At 58.9% G+C, this 17353-nt stretch carries 17 protein-coding genes; 12 read left to right on the top strand and 5 right to left on the bottom strand.

What is annotated here, in order from left to right:
* Positions 1-55 precede the first annotated feature (55 nt).
* The 3 genes from moaA to HDF12_RS19895 form a co-directional block, all read right to left on the bottom strand.
* Positions 56-1138, bottom strand: coding sequence for a GTP 3',8-cyclase MoaA (gene moaA / locus HDF12_RS19905; protein ID WP_179586247.1), 1083 nt, complete (start codon positions 1136-1138; stop codon positions 56-58).
* A 384-nt stretch (positions 1139-1522) separates the two neighbouring features.
* Positions 1523-1807 carry a hypothetical protein gene (locus tag HDF12_RS19900; protein WP_179586245.1) on the bottom strand — a complete coding sequence of 95 codons (285 nt, stop codon included), beginning with the start codon at positions 1805-1807 and terminating at the stop codon, positions 1523-1525.
* Between the two features lie 173 nt (positions 1808-1980).
* Positions 1981-2253 (bottom strand): hypothetical protein, encoded by a 273-nt coding sequence (locus HDF12_RS19895; RefSeq protein ID WP_179586243.1) that lies wholly within the window; start codon positions 2251-2253, stop codon positions 1981-1983.
* 143 nt (positions 2254-2396) lie between these two features.
* Between HDF12_RS19895 and HDF12_RS19890 the strand changes: the two genes are divergently transcribed.
* The 6 genes from HDF12_RS19890 to HDF12_RS19865 all read left to right on the top strand — a co-directional run bounded on the left by HDF12_RS19890 (position 2397) and on the right by HDF12_RS19865 (position 7683).
* Positions 2397-2579, top strand: coding sequence for a hypothetical protein (locus HDF12_RS19890; protein ID WP_179586241.1), 183 nt, complete (start codon positions 2397-2399; stop codon positions 2577-2579).
* Positions 2576-3307, top strand: a complete 732-nt coding sequence (locus tag HDF12_RS19885; RefSeq protein WP_179586239.1) for an SIMPL domain-containing protein — start codon at positions 2576-2578, stop codon at positions 3305-3307. Before HDF12_RS19890 ends, HDF12_RS19885 begins: the two co-directional genes overlap by 4 nt.
* Positions 3308-3359: 52 nt before the next feature.
* The gene (locus tag HDF12_RS19880; RefSeq protein WP_179586237.1) at positions 3360-4172 is read left to right on the top strand and encodes an acyltransferase; all 813 of its coding nucleotides are present in this window, start codon (positions 3360-3362) and stop codon (positions 4170-4172) included.
* Positions 4173-4466: 294 nt separating this feature from the next.
* On the top strand, positions 4467-5168 hold the full coding sequence (locus HDF12_RS19875) for a site-2 protease family protein (RefSeq protein ID WP_179586235.1): 702 nt from the start codon (positions 4467-4469) through the stop codon (positions 5166-5168).
* Positions 5169-5497: 329 nt separating this feature from the next.
* The gene (gene trpS, locus HDF12_RS19870; RefSeq protein ID WP_179586232.1) at positions 5498-6607 is read left to right on the top strand and encodes a tryptophan--tRNA ligase; all 1110 of its coding nucleotides are present in this window, start codon (positions 5498-5500) and stop codon (positions 6605-6607) included.
* 5 nt (positions 6608-6612) lie between these two features.
* Entirely contained in the window at positions 6613-7683 is a 1071-nt protein-coding gene (locus tag HDF12_RS19865; RefSeq protein ID WP_179586230.1) for a segregation and condensation protein A, read from the top strand.
* Positions 7684-7879: 196 nt separating this feature from the next.
* Here the strand turns inward: HDF12_RS19865 and HDF12_RS19860 are convergent, their stop codons facing one another.
* Complete coding sequence (locus HDF12_RS19860) at positions 7880-8491, bottom strand: PEP-CTERM sorting domain-containing protein (RefSeq protein WP_179586228.1); 612 nt, start codon at positions 8489-8491, stop codon at positions 7880-7882.
* Between the two features lie 382 nt (positions 8492-8873).
* Here HDF12_RS19860 and HDF12_RS19855 point away from each other — a divergent pair, with 382 nt between their 5' ends.
* The 6 genes from HDF12_RS19855 to msrA all read left to right on the top strand — a co-directional run bounded on the left by HDF12_RS19855 (position 8874) and on the right by msrA (position 14734).
* On the top strand, positions 8874-10478 hold the full coding sequence (locus tag HDF12_RS19855) for an inorganic phosphate transporter (protein ID WP_179586226.1): 1605 nt from the start codon (positions 8874-8876) through the stop codon (positions 10476-10478).
* A 203-nt stretch (positions 10479-10681) separates the two neighbouring features.
* Complete coding sequence (scpB, locus tag HDF12_RS19850; RefSeq protein ID WP_179586224.1) at positions 10682-11941, top strand: SMC-Scp complex subunit ScpB; 1260 nt, start codon at positions 10682-10684, stop codon at positions 11939-11941.
* On the top strand, positions 11941-12123 hold the full coding sequence (locus tag HDF12_RS19845; RefSeq protein ID WP_179586222.1) for a hypothetical protein: 183 nt from the start codon (positions 11941-11943) through the stop codon (positions 12121-12123). The genes scpB and HDF12_RS19845 overlap by 1 nt, the downstream gene beginning before the upstream one ends.
* Before the next feature lie 178 nt (positions 12124-12301).
* Positions 12302-12907 carry a hypothetical protein gene (locus tag HDF12_RS19840; protein WP_218892509.1) on the top strand — a complete coding sequence of 202 codons (606 nt, stop codon included), beginning with the start codon at positions 12302-12304 and terminating at the stop codon, positions 12905-12907.
* 173 nt (positions 12908-13080) lie between these two features.
* Positions 13081-14034, top strand: coding sequence for a pseudouridine synthase (locus HDF12_RS19835; RefSeq protein ID WP_179586220.1), 954 nt, complete (start codon positions 13081-13083; stop codon positions 14032-14034).
* A 223-nt stretch (positions 14035-14257) separates the two neighbouring features.
* On the top strand, positions 14258-14734 hold the full coding sequence (gene msrA / locus HDF12_RS19830; protein WP_179586218.1) for a peptide-methionine (S)-S-oxide reductase MsrA: 477 nt from the start codon (positions 14258-14260) through the stop codon (positions 14732-14734).
* A gap of 86 nt (positions 14735-14820) precedes the next feature.
* On the opposite strand, the gene HDF12_RS19825 is transcribed toward msrA, so the two are convergent.
* Positions 14821-17334, bottom strand: a complete 2514-nt coding sequence (locus tag HDF12_RS19825; RefSeq protein WP_179586217.1) for an ABC transporter permease — start codon at positions 17332-17334, stop codon at positions 14821-14823.
* Between the last annotated feature and the right edge of the window lie 19 nt (positions 17335-17353).

Genomic DNA, 17353 nt, shown 5'->3' with positions numbered 1-17353 from the left:
CTCCCGCAATAATTCAACAAAAGTTCGCGACAGAAACGCACAAAGACAGCGCTACTCACCCGCCGATATGAACCATACTGCGCGATGGCTTTTCAAAACCTGGTTCACCAATGTGATGACGTGCTTCCTTCCGCATCACGATCCTGCGGATATACGCTGCCAGCTCCTCATCTGTTCCGCCTCGCAGCATCTCGCCATATAAGTCGTGGTCGCTCTGCGAAAACAGACAAGTCCTAATCTTTCCGTCTGACGTCAACCTCACTCGGCTGCACTGCCCGCAGAAGGGGCGCGACACTGGTGCAATAATCCCTATCTCTCCCAAGCCATCGTCAAAGGTGAACCGCTTCGCCGTCTCGCTAGCCGCATGCGGAGCCAATTCCACCAGAGGACGGAACGCATTCAACCGCTCCACAATCTCGTCCATCGAAACGACGGACTCCCTCTTCCAGCTTCGATCTTCCTCAAGGGGCATCCACTCGATGAATCGGACGATGACTCCTTCTTGCCGCGAGAACTCCGCAAACTGTTCAATCTGTCCATCGTTGAACCCGCGCAGCAGCACGCAATTCACCTTGACCGGTCCCAGTCCCACGGCCTGCGCCTTACGAATCCCAGACAACACCTTTTCATAGCTCCGCGGAACCCGCGTAATCGCGCTAAATGTCTCTGCATCCACAGCATCCATGCTGACAGTTACGCGATTCAGCCCCGCATCCTTCAGAGGCTGAGCCAGTCCCTCCAGCAAATGCCCGTTCGTCGTCAGGGCGATATCCAACGGATCGCCGAGTTCGCCGGCAAAGCTCCCATCGGGGAAAAATGCCGTCCGCATGTCAGCCATTTGGCGAACCATCTCCACCAGGCCCGACTGCAGCAGGGGTTCTCCCCCGGTCAGCCTTACCTTTTCCACTCCAAGTGAGACGAAGACACGAACCATTCTCAGGTAATCTTCAATCGAGAGTTCGGTGAACTGGGCTCCTTCGTTGCCCGTGCGGCAGTAGACGCACTTGTAGTTGCAGCGATCAGTTACCGAGACGCGCAAGTCTGTAATAGACCTGGCAAACTTATCTCGCAGCCTACCCGGAGCCTGAAAAGCCTGCTCCTCCAACTCCAGAATCGCGGTATTTCCATCGCCAATCATCAAGAGACGTACCTGGATGCCAACTACTTCATTTCGCTACAAACTTTAGATGCAATGGGTCAGAAAGCGAATCAGTATCATCGGAAACTCACCAGTATCATTTGTTGACCCAGACGATTGCGCTTGAGCCACGCGCAACAGCGCACTAGTTTTGTAATTCATGTTTTTGTCGTAGCACGTGTGGATCTTCCCGGAATGCGGCTTCTGCCGCTGCACAGCTCTGCAACCGGGGACACATCTGAATAGAAAAGGCAATCGCAGCTGGTGTCCCGCGTTGGCCAATTCTAACGCGCAGAATATCAGCATCTCGGTCGTTACAACAGCATTTGTGATGCTTAACTCTTAAATCACGCAGAAAACACGAGAGTTGTGCACTTTGACGTTTTAGTAGCTGAGAAACTCGTTGCTGCCACGTTTCAAGCGAACTCCCACAATGCCGAAGACCAGCGCAGCGGCGAAGGTGATCGCATTCCAGTAAACGACGGGATGCGCCCAACCCGGCGACAAGGTCAGGTCTTGTCCGCTCCACAAGGTCAGCAGGGTAGCCACAATCAGGCTCTGCAAGCAGAGCACTAGAAAAAGCTGGCCACGACGGCGGCGTTTATCCAGCCGTTCTACGTCATCCGGCGTCAAATTGCGTTCTTCGATTGGAAGCAGTGTATTCGCCATCGCGTTCTTGGTCTCCCGGGTCTTTCCTGTTCAAATTCCAGCTCGAGCCAAGCAGGGCTCCTGGAGCGTGAGTCTAAGTTTGTATTAAATCACAGCCTGCGCGGATCATCCCAGCCCACGAAAAAAGTCTTTGCCGGTAGCCCAGATCAGTACTCAGGAGCCGCAGTGATCGGCTAAATGAAAGCCACCGACTGAATCCCCACGACGTCGAACCGCTTGCGGCACCGGACGTTCTTGCAGCCCATCGGGTCATCGCGGCGGACCATGTAGCTCTGAGCTTTCGCAAAACGCGCCCGGTCGCGATCATCGGCACCTCTCGGAAGCTGCGCTTTCTTCCTTCGCACCACCCACTCGATCTGGTACTCCCCCTGCTGTCCGCAGTGGGGACACGTCATCACATGGGTCCGCTGCTCTGCCCGCTCATCAAAAAAGTCCCGCTCTTCCATCCAACACCTCATCCGGTCTTCGATCCCAAACTGCAGTTCGATTCCCCTCTGCAATCCTGCCTGAGAAGCCCCCTTACAAGCAAGAGTCATGCATAATCACGCAGGGGGCCCCGAGCCCGGACCGACGCAGGGAAGGAAAACCGATGAGCAAGCCCAAAAAAATGGTCTTCTCCAAAGTCAAGGCGGTAAAGGCCAACGCCCGAGAGCGTGTAGGCACTCCACCCTCTGAGCGTGTCCTGCCCGACCCCAAGCAAAAGCTGGCTGCCAGTCCCAAACACAAACCTACCCTGGCCGACCTACTCAACTCCTCAGGAGAAGATCAATGAGCATCCTCTGCCGCGCCTCCATCGCTCTGTCCGCAGCCTTCCTGGTCACAACAGCCTCAGCCCAGACCATCCAGGTCAACAAGGAGAATCGCACCATTGCGATCACAGCCACGGACAAGGTCATTGTTCTCGCCGACGTCGCGACCCTCCACATCGGCTTCATCGCCTTCGGTCCCGACAACGACTCTGCCTACGCCGCCGGCTCCCGCACCTCCAACGCCATCGTCAAGGCCCTCACCACCGCCGGCGTTCCCAACGACTCCATCGAGAGCGAAAACCAAAACGTCTCCCCGGTGCAGGAGTACCAAATCGACAAGCTCACGCCAGCAGAGAAGGCCCAGCGCAAGTTCCAGGTCACGCAAAGCTGGACCGTTCGGACAAACGCCAACGAAGCCGCTAAAGTGCTTGATCTCGCCGTCAAAGCCGGAGCCAATCAATCCGGACAGATCGACTGGAGCCTCAAGGACGAGAACGCTCCCCAGTCCGAAGCCGCAGCCAAGGCACTCCAGCGCGCCCGCGTCGTAGCCGGTGAGATGGCTAAAGGCCTCAACGCCAGCCTTGGCGCTCTCCTTTACGCCAGCAACGAAACCCAGGCGGAGCCACCGCGTCCGCTCATGCGCGCCATGGCCGCTCCTGCCATGGCAAAGGCCGACGTGGCCCCTCTCGCCATCAACCCACGCCAGATCGAAAAAACCGCAACCGTCTATGCCGTCTTCGCCATAGAATAGGCGAACCAAAGATTCGCCAGTCCTCCACCGGACGAAAGACAGCGAGGGAACCATGCCAATCCACACGTACCGCGAACTCAAACCCACTCCCGAAGCTGAGGCCCTCTACCGTCGCTGGTTAGCCAAACTCAACGACGAGTTCACCCGGCAGCAGTCGCCCGACCGCCGCTCCGAGGTCGTCCGTGACGAGCTTTACCAGATCTACTTCGGCCGACCCCACGGCGGGCACATCAAAGCCGTCCTCAATAGCGAACTCGCCATGTACTGCCTCTCCGAGAGCTTCGACCCCCGCAACATCACACTCGAACCCGAGTACTACGGCGACGTCGATGCCGAGCAATACGCCATCCGCAAGCCGCTCATCTGGTTCTGGCAGATGTTCGACCGCTCCCCTCTCGGCCTGAACCACTGGCTGGGCTTCCGCTTCCGGTGCATGCTTGGCCGCCATATCTTCAGGCACCTCGGCAAGCACGTCAAAATCTTCCACAACGTCGAGTTCACCTACGGCTACAACCTCACCATCGAAGACTCCTGCACCATCCACAAGAACGTTCTGCTCGACGACCGCGGCGAGATCATCCTTCACGAGGGAACCAGCGTCTCCGACTACGCCAACGTCTACTCGCACACCCACGACATCAACAACCAATCGAACATCACCAACAAGGTGACCGAGCTCGGCCCCCGCGCCCGCATCACGTACCACGCCACCGTACTCGCCGGAGCCAACATCGGCGAAGACGCCATGCTCGGTGCGATGGCACTCGCCACCAAATCCGTGCCACAGGAGACCGTCTCAGTCGGCATCCCGGCGAAGGCAAAGATCCGCAAGCAGGCCACTCAACTGGCCGCAGAAACCCTTTAGGACCAGGCGGTGTTCGACTAAGCGTCAGTCTCTTATTCTGATGGTTGCCCGCTTCGCTTTAGCATCTGCGGTTGCCGTTGTTGTTGCTCGCCCTTTTGTTGTCATCCCGCAGGGATCTGCTGTTTCTCTTGGCGTTGCTTTATGACAAGGCCGCTTTTCCCGAGGAGATAATCACTACAAACAGAGCCAAGCAGTCACCTTGTAGGAGCTTCCCCCGTTCGTCCTTTACCTCCGTCTCACCGTCGCAGCATCTTTACGGTCTTCTCACGCGATCTTCAGTAAACTTGAGCCTGTATGAATCAGGAAGTTGTCCTCATCGTCTTTCAGGTCGTCGTTCTGGTCCTGGCGTTCAGCATCCACGAGTCCGCTCACGCCTGGACCGCATGGCGTCTCGGAGACCCCACTGCCAAGATGCTCGGACGCGTCACCCTCAACCCTCTCAAGCACCTTGATCCCTTCGGCTCTGTTCTCATGCCGCTGCTGGCTCTGGTCTATCATTGGCCGCTCATAGGCTGGGCGAAGCCGACCCCTGTCACCGCCCGCAACTTCAAGAACTACAGGCGCGACGACATCCTCGTAACCCTCGCCGGCCCCGCAAGCAACCTGCTCTCAGCCACTGTCGCGCTCATTTTGCTCGTTCTCATCAAACACGTCGTCCCCGGCGGCGTTCTTGCGATCGGCACTGCGATGGCGCTCGCCTCGCACATCCCCGGCATCGCCACCGACAATCTGCCCGCGCTCTTTCCCATCGCGCTCTTTCTCTACTTCGTCATTCTGATCAACCTTTTGCTCTTCGTCTTCAACTTGATTCCCATCCCACCGCTCGACGGCAGCCATGTACTGCGTCATTTCCTTCCCTACAAAGCCCTTCAGGTCTACGACCGCGTCGGCATGTTCGGCATGATCATCTTGTTTTTGGTGGGCGGAAGCTTTATTTTCAGCGTCTTCTTCACTCCGCTGCTGAATACCTTCAACCACATTCTGTTCACCTTGTAGACCAGATGTTTTGTGGAAAAAATGTGGACGCTACAAGGAGGGGTTTTCCCTGGTTTTCGGGCATTTTTGAGGGGGTTTTGGAAAAAGCGGGTGGTTGGACGTGGTTTTTTGCTGGTGTAAACGTGGTGGAATGCGTGGTAAACGTGGTGCGTTGACTGTCGTTTTTCGCAGCTGAAAAAATACGCCACGAATCTCAACTATTTTTTCGCTGCCTGCGCTTTTGCGGGATTAGTTTTTCGTTGCCTGTTTTTTGCCGGCCGAGGCTGGCTCCGGCAGAGGCAGCTCCGCCATTGTCGGCTCGAATCATTTACCCTTAGCTCTTGATCGCAATGACTAAAAATACCAACGACTCCCTGACGTCTTCACGTCCCCGCGTTCTCAGCGGCATGCGACCCACGGGCCGTCTCCACCTCGGCAACTACATGGGCGCGCTCTACAACTGGGTCCAGCTCCAGCGGCAGTACGATTGCTACTTCTTCATCGCCGACCTCCACGCGCTCACCACCGACTACGCCGACCCCACAGCCCTGCGCCAGAGCATCCGCGACGTGGCCCTGGATTTTCTAGCCGCCGGTCTCGATCCCGAGGTCTGCACCGTCTTTATCCAGTCGCACGTTCCCCAGCACGCCGAGCTGTTCACCCTCTTCAGCATGTTCACGCCGCTACCCTGGCTTGAGCGCGTCCCCACCTACAAGGACCAGCAGGAGCAACTCCGCGAGAAGGACCTGAACACCTACGGATTCCTCGGCTACCCCCTCCTCCAGGCCGCCGACATCCTCCTCTACCAGCCTGACTACGTCCCCGTCGGCCAGGATCAGGTCGCCCACGTCGAGCTGACCCGCGAGGTCGCCCGCCGCTTCAACGCCCTCTACTGCTCCCAGCCAACACCCGCCATCGAGAAGGCCCGCGAAGACCACTCCGACAAGGAGATTCTCACCGCAGAGCTCTCCGCTAATGCCGTCGTGACCGGCATCCTGCCCGAGCCCAAGGTTCTCCTCACTCCGTCGCCCAAGCTACCCGGTCTCGACGGTCGCAAGATGTCCAAGAGCTATGGCAACACGCTGATGCTGGCCGAACCCGAGGCGGACCTTCGCGCCAAGCTGAAGACCATGGTCACCGACCCGGCGCGCATCCGCCGTACCGACCCCGGCAATCCAGACATCTGCCCGGTCTTCGATCTGCACAAAGTCTTCTCCACTGAGGAGACCCAGCAGAAGGTTCGCGAAGGCTGCACCACTGCAGGCATCGGCTGCATCGAGTGCAAAGGCTGGGTCGCCGATGCGATCGTCCGCGAGATCGCTCCGATCCAGGAGCGCCGCCGCGCCCTCGAAGCTGACCCCGGCCAGGTCGACGCCATCCTATGGGACGGCTCTGCTCGCGCCCGCCACCGCGCCATCCAGACGCTCCAGCACGTCCGCCAGGCCATTGGCCTCGAATAACAACCATGCCAGACGAAACCCTATCTCCCCAAACCGCCGCCGAAGAGGCAAAGCCCGAAGAGCAGACCGTCGCCCCGTCGGCTGAAGTAGTCTCCGAAGACTCACGCTCAGAAGCTGCGGCCGATTCGGCGATAACCGTCGCCTCGCCTGAGGTGATCGATCCAGCGGCTTCCGAGGTCGGCGAGCCCTTCGCGCTTCAGCATCCGCCTGTCCCGCCCCCACCACCCGATCCGAAGCGTATCGCCAAAGATAAGGACAGGGAGAAGGAAGAAGCGTCGCAGTCGCCCTTCTCCGTCACGGTAGGGCAGGTCTACGACGGCCCGCTCGATCTTCTCCTCGACCTGATTCGCAAGCAGAACATCGACATCTACGACATCCCTATCGCCCGGATCACCAGCCAGTTCCTCGAGTACACGCATCACCTCAAGCAGGTCGACGTAGACGCAGCAGGCGAGTTCATCTACATGGCCTCGCTGCTGATCCACATCAAATCGAAGACGCTGCTCCCCCGCGATCCTTCGGACGTTCTCAGCGGCGATCCAGAAGACCCGCGCCGCGAGCTGGTCGAGCGTCTGCTCGAGCACGAACGCTTCAAAGCCGCCGCGCAGATGCTTCTCCAGAAACAGCAGATTGAAGAGGCCACCTGGACCAACTCCGGCCTGAGAAACTTCCGCCGCGACATCGGCGAAGCGGGCGCACCCACCCTCGATGAGGACCGCGAGATCGCTGCCGACACCGTCGACCTCGTCCGCGTCTTTCAAGACATCCTCATCCGGCTTCGCGAGCGCCCCATCCTCAACGTCGACGAGGAATCCGTCACCGTCGCGCAGATGATCGACTACGTCAAACGGCGTCTGTTGATGGAAGACAAGCCCGTCAGTCTGAAGCGCCTGCTCCACAACACGCACACCGAGCGCGCGCTCATCTGCATGTTCCTGGCGATGTTGGAACTGGTGCGTCTGCAGGCGGTGTTATTGCACCAGCCGGACCCTCAGGGCGACATTCTCATCAAGAAGACTGAGAACTTCGACCAGGTCTTTACCGATCAGGCTCAGGCCCGCGACGACTGGCGTTGACGCTATCCGTCCTGCCGGACGGGCGCCCTGCGCGGGCGGCGGTCACTTCGTGACGTGTGTACCGGTCCTGGTGGAACGAACGCCGTAGGTCCTCCCGTTGGTCGGAAAGAAAGATGGCTCACGACCAACGGGAGCGCCAACCGAAGGGGTATTCAAGTCACGAAGTGACCACCGCCCGCGCAGGGCGCACTCCCACCTAACGATTCGCTCTGCGGCGAACAGCGGCGGTGAACCATAGCAGACCTGTCCCCACCAGCAACAGGCTGCCCGGCTCGGGAATCGGCGATATGGAAGTATCGACAGCTTCGAAGATCTGTTCACTCTGCCCATCGGTCCAGGCGAAGTCACCGACCGAGTTGAGAAAGACCTGGTCGGCCGAACCGCCGTGAAGGAACTGGAAGTTATCTCCCGACCCGATGTAAGTCCCGTTCATATCGCCATTCGGGTTGTACAAGGTCCCCAATCCAACGAGGCCGTGATTGCAGACCTTCTTTGATGCGTTGAAGCCCACCGGGGTGGAACTGCACGGAGTCCCGTCGTCATAAACAAGGTCCGGAGGAGTGGCGCTAGGGGCTCCCGCCACGCCGTCGACATAGGTCACGTAACAGGTGAAGCTCCCAAGACCGCACGAGTTGTCCTGGAAGACCACCACAGCACCGGCGGTGTCCAGGCCATAGATACCCCGGCCATTGTCATCGCCCAGATCGAAGATCGTGTAGGAGTCGGCAGCTGCCGGTTTTGGACACACAAAAAGGGTGACTGCGAGGAGAGCGGCCGAGGCGCTGAGCCAGTGTGCAGGACGTTTCATGGGAATGACCCTCGAAAAGTTGAATTATAGTACTGATTTTTGACTGCGGTGACGAACGATAGTTGTAGCTCCGCGGAATCCTAAAAGGCGGTCTACCGCCGTTTCGAGGGAATGGTGCTAATCGCAGCGATTGCGTTACAGAGCCCCGGCGGTTATGGCTTGCCGTCCGGGAAGAACTTGTCCCCACACGACCAAAGTCCCCGCACTGCAAACTCTTGCAAACAGTGAGCCATTACCCATCTCTCGACCGCTGGCCCCCGCAGGGGTCTTGACTTTGAACGGGTCAAAAGAACTTATGTTTCACGTCCCCGTAACACTCCATTCGCAAACCGAGCCTATCGTCAGCCTCACGCACTCATCTTGAATCCTAGGCAAAACCACTATGGCCACTCCTGTAATACACCCCACCGGCTCATTACTTGACCAGAAGATGGGAAAATCGTCGCCGGGAAAGATCGGCGCCATTATCTTTGGCGTCCTGCTGATCGGCGGTCTAGGCTACATTGCCAACCGTCTCTACTCCGATCTTCTACCTGTCCATGAAGGCTCAGCCTTCCCGTATATCCTGCTGGGTCTGGCGTTGTTCATCGCGCTCGGCTTTGAGTTCGTCAACGGTTTCCACGACACAGCCAATGCGGTCGCGACCGTCATCTACACTCACGCGCTCGAACCGCACGTAGCGGTGGTCTGGTCCGGCCTCTGGAACTTCATCGGCGTGCTTACCAGCTCGGGTGCGGTCGCCTTCGCCATCATCTCGTTGCTGCCCGTCGAGCTCATCCTGAAGGTGAGCAAAGGCTCCGGTTTTGCGATGGTCTTCGCGCTTCTGATCGCGGCCATCCTGTGGAACCTCGCCACCTGGTGGAAGGGTCTTCCAGCATCGAGCTCTCACACCATGATCGGTTCGATCATCGGCGTCGGTGTTGCGAACCAGTTGATGCACGGCACCAGCGGCGTCAGCGGCGTCGACTGGGAGCAGGTCACCAAAGTCTTCAAGGCGCTGCTCATCTCGCCCTTGGTTGGCTTCGGCTGCGCGGCTCTGGTCTTCCTCTTGTTGAAGGCTGTTCTGAAGGATCCACGTCTCTACGAAGCGCCCAAGGGTGCCGAGCCACCGCCGTTTTATATCCGCGCTCTGCTGGTGCTCACCTGCACCGGCGTCAGCTTTGCCCACGGCTCGAACGATGGCCAGAAGGGCATGGGTCTCATCATGCTGATCCTCGTCGGCACGGTGCCTACGGCTTACGCCCTCAACCACACCGTGGGCGTCAACCAGGTTCAGACCTTCGCAGCCGTATCCCAACAGGTGATCGGAGCAATCGGCAACTACGTTGATCCCAACACCACAGTCGCCGACAGTGCTCCCGAGCTCGAATCCTTCGTCAGCACCCATAAGTTCAGCCCGCACACCATGCTTGCCTTGCAGGAGATGGTGGGCGACATCCGCAATGAAGCCACCCAGTACAAGTCTCTCGGTGCCGTGCCTTCAGGTATGCAGTCCAACGTTCGCAACCAGATGTATCTCACCAGCGAGACGCTTCGCCTGATGCCGAAGTACGGTCCCAAGATCAGCGACGGCGACCAGAAGATCCTGAAGAACTACAAGGGCCTGTTGGACAACTCGACCAAGTTCATTCCGCCGTGGGTCAAGGTCGCAGTCGCCCTCGCGCTTGGTCTCGGAACCATGATCGGCTGGAAGCGCATCGTCGTTACGGTCGGTGAAAAGATCGGCAAGACCCATCTGACCTACGCGCAGGGACTGTCGGCCGAACTCGTTGCCATGTTGACCATTCTTGCTGCAGACCAATATGGTCTGCCGGTAAGCACAACGCATGTACTCTCCTCAGGTGTGGCTGGCACCATGGCTGCAAATAAGAGTGGCCTGCAGGTGTCCACGCTGCGGGATATCGCCCTGGCATGGGTCTTCACTCTCCCGGTTGCGGCGCTGTTGTCAGGCTGCCTCTTCTGGGTCTTCAATCTAGTGGCGAAATAGCACTTCACACAGTCGAGCAAAGAGCAGGCCCGCAAAATAGCGGGTCTTCTCTTTTTGTTGACTGCGGAATGATTGCTTTCTGCAGTTCACAGGCGATTCCGACACATCTGCAGCGCCGGCAGCCCGGCTTTTACAACGACTTATCCGCATCGTAGGGAGGATCACCCTGGCGTTGGTATGCTTAGAAGTACACCAACGAGACTATGAGCCTTAAAGCAAAGATCGAAGCCGTCATCTACGCCTCAGAAGAACCAGTAACGCTGGCCCAGCTCGCCGGCCTCCTCGGCCACGAAGCCCAGGCCGAGCTTGACCACTTCGACTCAGCTCAGCACTCTCTTGCGCTCGACGCTGCCGAGTCTTCTCAGGCTCCGCGCCCAGTTGACGAAGACGATCTCAACAACGAGGTGCTCTCCGGTCCCGCTTCGGACGAATCCGGGTCTCACGCCGAAGAGCAGACGCAGGAAGCGCTCGAGGCACGTCACGCCGAAGCGCTCGAGCATCATCTCCACGAAGCCGCCGTGCAGGAAGCTGCCCACGCCCGTGCGTTGCGCGAACACGCAGCAGCAGATGCCGCTGCCATGAGCTCGTCAGATGACCTTGAAGTTCCAGTCGAGTCCGACGGGCATGAGGTCCCACAGACATTCGAGGCATCGGCCGCAACAGAACAGGGAAGTGAATCTTCCGCCGAACCTGCGCCCGCTGACAAGGACGACAAGAAGCTAGCCCGCGAGGCCAGGGAACGGGAGCGCCGTCTCCGCGAATACTTCCGCACCATCCTCGATGAGCTCATCGCCGACTACGTCACCTCCGACCGTGGACTCGAGATCCGCGAGGTCGCCGGCGGCTACCGCCTGGCCACCAAGCCCGAGTACCACGACGCCGTCCGCGGCTTCGTCAAATCCCTCAAGCCGCCGCTGAAGCTCTCGCTCCAGGCCCTTGAGACCCTCGCCGTCGTCGCCTACAAACAACCCGTGACCGCTCCCGAGGTCTCCGAGATCCGCGGCGTCGACTCCGGCGGCGTTCTCGGCTCCCTGATGACCCGCAAACTCGTCGCCACGGCTGGCCGCAAACAGGTCATCGGCCGACCCATCCTCTACAAAACCACCAGGGACTTCCTCCTCCGCTTCGGCTTGAAAGACATCAACGAGCTTCCCAGCATCGAAGAGTTTGAGAAGATGGCCGGCGAGCTGTCCGAGCAGGAGGAGATCCCCATGGAGCATCACGCACCCGAATCCGCAAGCGACCTCGAACGAGAGAAGAACCAGACCGAACCCCAGGCCGACGGCGACAGCAACGAAGGCGAGAGCACCGGCGAGACTGTAGCCGATGAAGCCATCGTCGACGCGCGACTCTCCGGCCTGCCCCCCAACTACGACACCGACCAGGTCGTCGACGGCGAAGACTCTCCCGCCCTCGACGCTGAGATCCAAAGCGAGCAACGGCACGACTCTGAGGAGGGTTAATGACCCATTCCAGCCTCGACCCTGACCCCGATCCGCTCGACTCTCCCGACAGTCCGGAAGACCACGAGCCAGACACCGTGGCCACCCCGGAGGGCGACGCCGAGGATCTGCCCGACGCGCCTCTCAAACCGGCCCCACGCGGCATGCAGCGAACCCGCTTCATCGACACCAACAAGCTCTAGCGGACGCAAGATCTAGCGGACGAAGAAAAGCCCAGCCTGACGCGCTGAAACGCGAACACCTCTGGTACGCTGTTGCTGTTATTGGGGGCGGCAACTTCACGCAATACGATCGTTGCGGCATCACCTTTCGTCTCCCGCAGTCTGCTACGTCGCTTCAACTCCGGCCCGCAGGTACTTCATGATTGCCTCGATGACCGCAACACCCACGCAACCCAATCCCGAACTCTATTCGCACGTCAAAGTCGTCATCTCGATCATCGTAGGCCTGGGTATTACAACCCTGCTCAAAGGCTTCGCGCAGTTTGTCCAGCATCCCAAGCGCGCCAAAGCATCCCTCCTTCATCTCGGCTGGGCCGCATCGCTTCTGCTTTGGATCATTCACTTCTGGTGGTGGGAGTTTCGTCTTGCCATGGTGCAGCAGTGGACCTTCGCGATCTACTTCTTTGTCATCCTCTACGCGATCCTCTTCTACTTCCTCAGCACCCTGCTTTTTCCATCCGACCTCGCGGACTACACCGGCTACGAAGACTACTTCCTCTCCCGGCGCAGGTGGTTCTTCGGCTTTCTCGCTGCCACCTTCCTCGCTGACATCATCGACACCACCCTCAAAGGCGCAGCCTATCTCCACTCCTTCGGCCTCGAGTATCCGATTCGAATCGCCGCCTATCTCGTCGTCTGTGTCATCGCGATGATCACCAAAAATCGGCGAACGCAGCTAACGCTTCTTACCCTGTCCGTCCTCTATCAGATCTCCTACATCGTCCGCCTCTATGCCACAGAGTAGGGCAGAGACGATCACATCTTCGCGGTCAAGCCCGCGGCCTCCGACGCGGCCAGTCGCAGCAGCCCTGAAGCCCAGAGCCCATCGGCGCGCGGCCTCGTATGTTCCGCGCGATACAATCAAACCAGCAGCACAGACCGCGATGAGCAGCCCCGCAGTCAGAAAGACGGAAACACATGACGAAGTCCACCTCCGCCCCAAAACCCGACGCCAACGAAGAACCCAAAGGCGACCGCCTCCAGAAGATCCTTGCGCAGGCAGGTATCGCCAGCCGCCGCAAAGCCGAGGAGATCATCCTCGAAGGTCGCGTGCAGGTCAACGGCGTTATCGTCAACACCCTCGGCACCCGCCACGACGCACTCAAAGATCACATCCGCGTAGACGGCAAGCTCCTTCACGGCCCCGAGCAGCAACGCTACTACATGCTCAACAAGCCGCGCGGCTACGTCACCACGCTCGACGATCCCGAGAAGCGACCCACCGTCATGCAACTTATGGCGAAACAAAAGTCCGGCCCATATGGCGACAACGTTCGCCTCTACCCCGTAGGCCGCCTCGACTATCTCAGCGAAGGCCTCATCCTGATGACCAACGATGGCAACCTCGCCAACGCGCTCTCGAAGGCCGCAGCTGGAGTGGAAAAAACCTACCTCGTCAAGATCAGCGGAACCCCGCCTGCCTCAGGTCTCGACCAGATCCGCCGCGGCATCATGATCGACCGTGGTCGTCTCGACGAGGTCCGCAGCGGCCGTCGCGACCGCATCATCACCTCCCCCGCCAAAGTCGAACTCGTTCGTGGCGGCGACAACCCCTGGTACGAGCTCACCCTCATCGAAGGCCGCAATCGCCAGATCAGAAAGATGTTCGAAGAGATCGGCCACCACGTCGAAAAGATCCGCCGCATCGGTTACGGTGCACTTCGTCTCGACGTCCCGCCAGGCGAGTTCCGAGAGCTTACTCTCGGCGAAGTGACGGCACTCGACCGCGCAGCGAAGGGCAAAAAAGTCGTCCCCAAAAAGAAGACGCCCGAGTTCGCGCAGCTTAAATCTCCTGCAAAGAAAAGGTTCTCGAAGCCCCGCCGGCAACCCACCGGCACCAAGTCAGCAAGTCGTCCACGCCGTCCAAATTAGTCTATTGTCCATCCGACATTCACTCCTTCGTAACCACATTCAGAGAACGTTTGTCTAACGAAGTACCTGCTTGGTACCCCTGTTTTTCTACGACCTTTGATCGCTTGACACACCTCTCTCGACACGCTCAGAATACTCGCGCTATTAACCTTTCGGGTGATGACAATCGCAACCCGAAAGCATCCAATCAAGAGCAGCAAGGATGTAGTCAAGGAGCAGCAGAGTGGCAATTGAAAAAGCAACATTTGGAGCAGGATGTTTTTGGGGAGTAGAGACCCGTTTTGGCGAAATCACAGGTGTTATCGACACAGCCGTAGGATACGAAGGCGGCAGCCTCGAACACCCAACCTATAAAGAAGTCTGTAGCGACCGCACCGGCCATGCGGAGGTCGTCCAAGTCACCTTCGATCCATCTCGCGTCTCCTACGAATCATTGTTGGACGCCTTCTTCGCTCTCCACGATCCCACCCAGGTCAATCGCCAGGGTCCGGACTGGGGCACACAGTATCGCAGCGTCATCTTCACCCATAGCAACGAGCAGTTCGCTCAGGCCCGCGCGAAGATCGCCGAGCTCAGCGCCGCAGGCTCTTACCGTAAACCCATCGCAACCCAGGTCGTTCCTTCCACCACTTTTTGGAAGGCCGAAGAGTATCACCAGAGGTATCTTGAAAAGCGTGGCATGGTGAGCTGCCACATCTAAACCTCATCCAACTTAAATCAAAAACGGCGTCAACGATTCCATGTTTTCGTTGCCGCCGTTTTCTATCTCTGGCCAGCCAGAGAAACCTACTCCGCACGTAGCGCTATTGTTGGGTCAACCGAAGACGCACGTTGCGCAGGCACAATCGCCGCAAGGACAGCGACCACGGCGATCAACAAAATCACACCGGCCAGCGTAAGCGGATCTGCAGACGAAACTCCAAACAGCTGACTCCGCAAAAGTCTGCCCAGCAATACCGAGCAGGGTATCGCCACCATCACTCCAATTCCGGCCAGCCGCAACACATCCACTAACACCAGTCGGGACACCCCGAGCCGCGAAGACCCCAGCGCTATGCGTATCCCAATCTCCCGCGTACGCTGCGCCATCGAGTATGCCAGCACCCCGTACAGCCCAACCGCCGCGAGCATCGTCGCCAGCAGGCCAAACGAGATCGCCAACAGCTCGATCATCCGTTCATTCCCCAGCGTCGTATCAATCTGCTCCTCCATCGTGCGCAGCTCATCCACTGCGAGGCCTGGATCAATCTGTTTCATCGCCTGCCGAACCATCGCGAAGCTTTGTTCCGTAGGCGTAGCAGTCCGAACATAGATATAGAGCTGTTCCGCGAACTTTGACTGTTTCAGCGGAGAGTACAGTGTCGGCAAGGCCGCGTCGCGAAGATTAGCGTGCTTCGCGTCTCGCGTAACCCCGACGATCGTCATGTATTCTCCCTTTTTGCTGTCGCCACCCACAACGCGCTTCCCCACTGCAGCAGCAGGGTTGGTGAAGTAGTGCTTCGCGAAGCTCTCGTTCACAATCCCAACCATCGGATGCGTCGCATCATCGTCCTCGCTGAAGCTGCGTCCGGCCAGCACCGGCTCCTGCATCGTGTGAAAGAAGTTTGCGCTCACGTAAGGGATCTCAATCGGGAAGTCCTGATCCGGAGGAGCGGTGTAACCCTCTATCGTCACGTCTCCGGTATGACCTGTTTCTGCTAGCTCCGCATCGTTGGTAGCGCCCACAGCCTGCACTCCAGGCAGCGCCGCCATGCTCTCCAGAATCTGTTGGTGCAACGCCGGGACCTTCTCCTTCGCATACCCGGACAGCAGAGGGTTGATGTGAAACGTAATCAGGTGCGATGTATTGATCCCCGTGTCGACGTGCCGCAGGTTCTGCATCGTGCGGACAAACAACCCGGAGCCCACCAGCAGCAACACGCTCAGCCCCACCTGCAGCGAAACAATCAGACCTCGAAAACTCAGCGTCCTCCCCGACGCCGTCGTCGTCTGCTGCTTCAGCGAGTTCACGATATCGGGCCTCAACAACTGCACCGCAGGCGCGAGGCTGAACAGAATACTGATAGCCACAGCGATCGCGAAGTTGAAGATCAGCAACCGGCCATCGAGCGTTGTAGAAAACGCAGTCGGTCCATCCGTGCTTAGCCGCTGCACCAGCACACGCAGGCACATCGGCGCGATCAGCAACCCAGCCACGCCTCCAGCAATACCAATCAGGACGCCTTCCAGTAAGAGTTGCTGCACAACACGTCGCGCATTCGCGCCCAGCGCGTAACGCAGCGAGAACTCCCGTACTCGCGCCGCCGAACGCACCAGCAGAAGGCTGGCCACATTTACCGCAGCGATCAGCAGCACAAGCAACGCCATCCCCATCACCGCGTACAACGGCTTTTCGAGCGACTCCCGGCTATACGACAGCCCACGCGAACCAGGCGCAACCAGCAGCTGGCTGCGGGTCAGATACTCATCGACAAACCGCTGCGACTTCGTCCCAAGCGCCTTCAACTCCTCCGCGCGCAGCGCATGCCACAACGGCGCTAGTGCGACCTGCGCGTGCTGCGCCGTATCTCCCGGCTTCAAACGCCCAACGATATTCATCCATCGGTCCGTGTGGTCCTGCAGTCTCTTGCCCTTGCCCGGAATCACCACATCCAGCATCGACATCGGCACGAACACATCTGGAACCTGCCCCCAAACAGCGCTCTGAAATCCGGGAGCCGCTACACCAGTAATCTCAAACGGCGCTCCGTTGATTGAAATCGTCTCTCCGACGGCGTGCACGTCCGATCCCATGTGTGTCTGCCAGTAGTTGTAGCTCAGCACCGCGACTGGATTGCCTCCGGGCACGGTATCGTCGCTCGCCGTCAGCAGTCGCCCCTGCGCGGCCTTCACTCCGAGCACGCTGAAGTAGTTCCCGCTGACAACCTCCCCATCCACGAGCTCCGAGACTTTGTTCCGCGTAATCCCCACTCCAACCGGCGCGGTTGCAATCAGCCCGTCGAAGACCGCCGTTCCCTTGTCGCGAAGATCCCTGTACATCGGGTATGAAAACGATTGCTCCACCCCCGCGCCATGATCGCTCGAGTGACCTGCCCAGGCCTTCCCTGTGCCGCTCAAAACCACCAGCTGCTCCGGCGCACGCACCGGCAGCGAGCGCAGCAGTGCCTGGTCCAGCAGCGAGAAGATGGCCGTGTTGGCACCCACGCCCAGCGCGAGTGTCAAGACAGCAGTCACTATGAACCCCGGCGACCGGCGGATCTGGCGAAGCGAAAAACGAAGGTCCTGCAAGAATGAGTTCATCTCTGTCTCTTCCCCCGAG

The organism is Tunturiibacter gelidiferens, from assembly GCF_013410115.1.
Taxonomy (GTDB): Bacteria; Acidobacteriota; Terriglobia; order Terriglobales; family Acidobacteriaceae; genus Edaphobacter; species Edaphobacter gelidiferens.
The sequence above is the reverse complement of the archived record's forward strand: the minus strand, read 5'-3'. Positions and strand labels throughout refer to the sequence as shown.

Coding starts and splice junctions, on each gene's coding strand:
- moaA (WP_179586247.1), bottom strand. CDS start 1,138: ATGATTGGCGATGGAAATACCGCGATTCTGGAGTTGGAGGAGCAGGCT.
- HDF12_RS19900 (WP_179586245.1), bottom strand. CDS start 1,807: ATGGCGAATACACTGCTTCCAATCGAAGAACGCAATTTGACGCCGGAT.
- HDF12_RS19895 (WP_179586243.1), bottom strand. CDS start 2,253: ATGGAAGAGCGGGACTTTTTTGATGAGCGGGCAGAGCAGCGGACCCAT.
- HDF12_RS19890 (WP_179586241.1), top strand. CDS start 2,397: ATGAGCAAGCCCAAAAAAATGGTCTTCTCCAAAGTCAAGGCGGTAAAG.
- HDF12_RS19885 (WP_179586239.1), top strand. CDS start 2,576: ATGAGCATCCTCTGCCGCGCCTCCATCGCTCTGTCCGCAGCCTTCCTG.
- HDF12_RS19880 (WP_179586237.1), top strand. CDS start 3,360: ATGCCAATCCACACGTACCGCGAACTCAAACCCACTCCCGAAGCTGAG.
- HDF12_RS19875 (WP_179586235.1), top strand. CDS start 4,467: ATGAATCAGGAAGTTGTCCTCATCGTCTTTCAGGTCGTCGTTCTGGTC.
- trpS (WP_179586232.1), top strand. CDS start 5,498: ATGACTAAAAATACCAACGACTCCCTGACGTCTTCACGTCCCCGCGTT.
- HDF12_RS19865 (WP_179586230.1), top strand. CDS start 6,613: ATGCCAGACGAAACCCTATCTCCCCAAACCGCCGCCGAAGAGGCAAAG.
- HDF12_RS19860 (WP_179586228.1), bottom strand. CDS start 8,491: ATGAAACGTCCTGCACACTGGCTCAGCGCCTCGGCCGCTCTCCTCGCA.
- HDF12_RS19855 (WP_179586226.1), top strand. CDS start 8,874: ATGGCCACTCCTGTAATACACCCCACCGGCTCATTACTTGACCAGAAG.
- scpB (WP_179586224.1), top strand. CDS start 10,682: ATGAGCCTTAAAGCAAAGATCGAAGCCGTCATCTACGCCTCAGAAGAA.
- HDF12_RS19845 (WP_179586222.1), top strand. CDS start 11,941: ATGACCCATTCCAGCCTCGACCCTGACCCCGATCCGCTCGACTCTCCC.
- HDF12_RS19840 (WP_218892509.1), top strand. CDS start 12,302: ATGATTGCCTCGATGACCGCAACACCCACGCAACCCAATCCCGAACTC.
- HDF12_RS19835 (WP_179586220.1), top strand. CDS start 13,081: ATGACGAAGTCCACCTCCGCCCCAAAACCCGACGCCAACGAAGAACCC.
- HDF12_RS19825 (WP_179586217.1), bottom strand. CDS start 17,334: ATGAACTCATTCTTGCAGGACCTTCGTTTTTCGCTTCGCCAGATCCGC.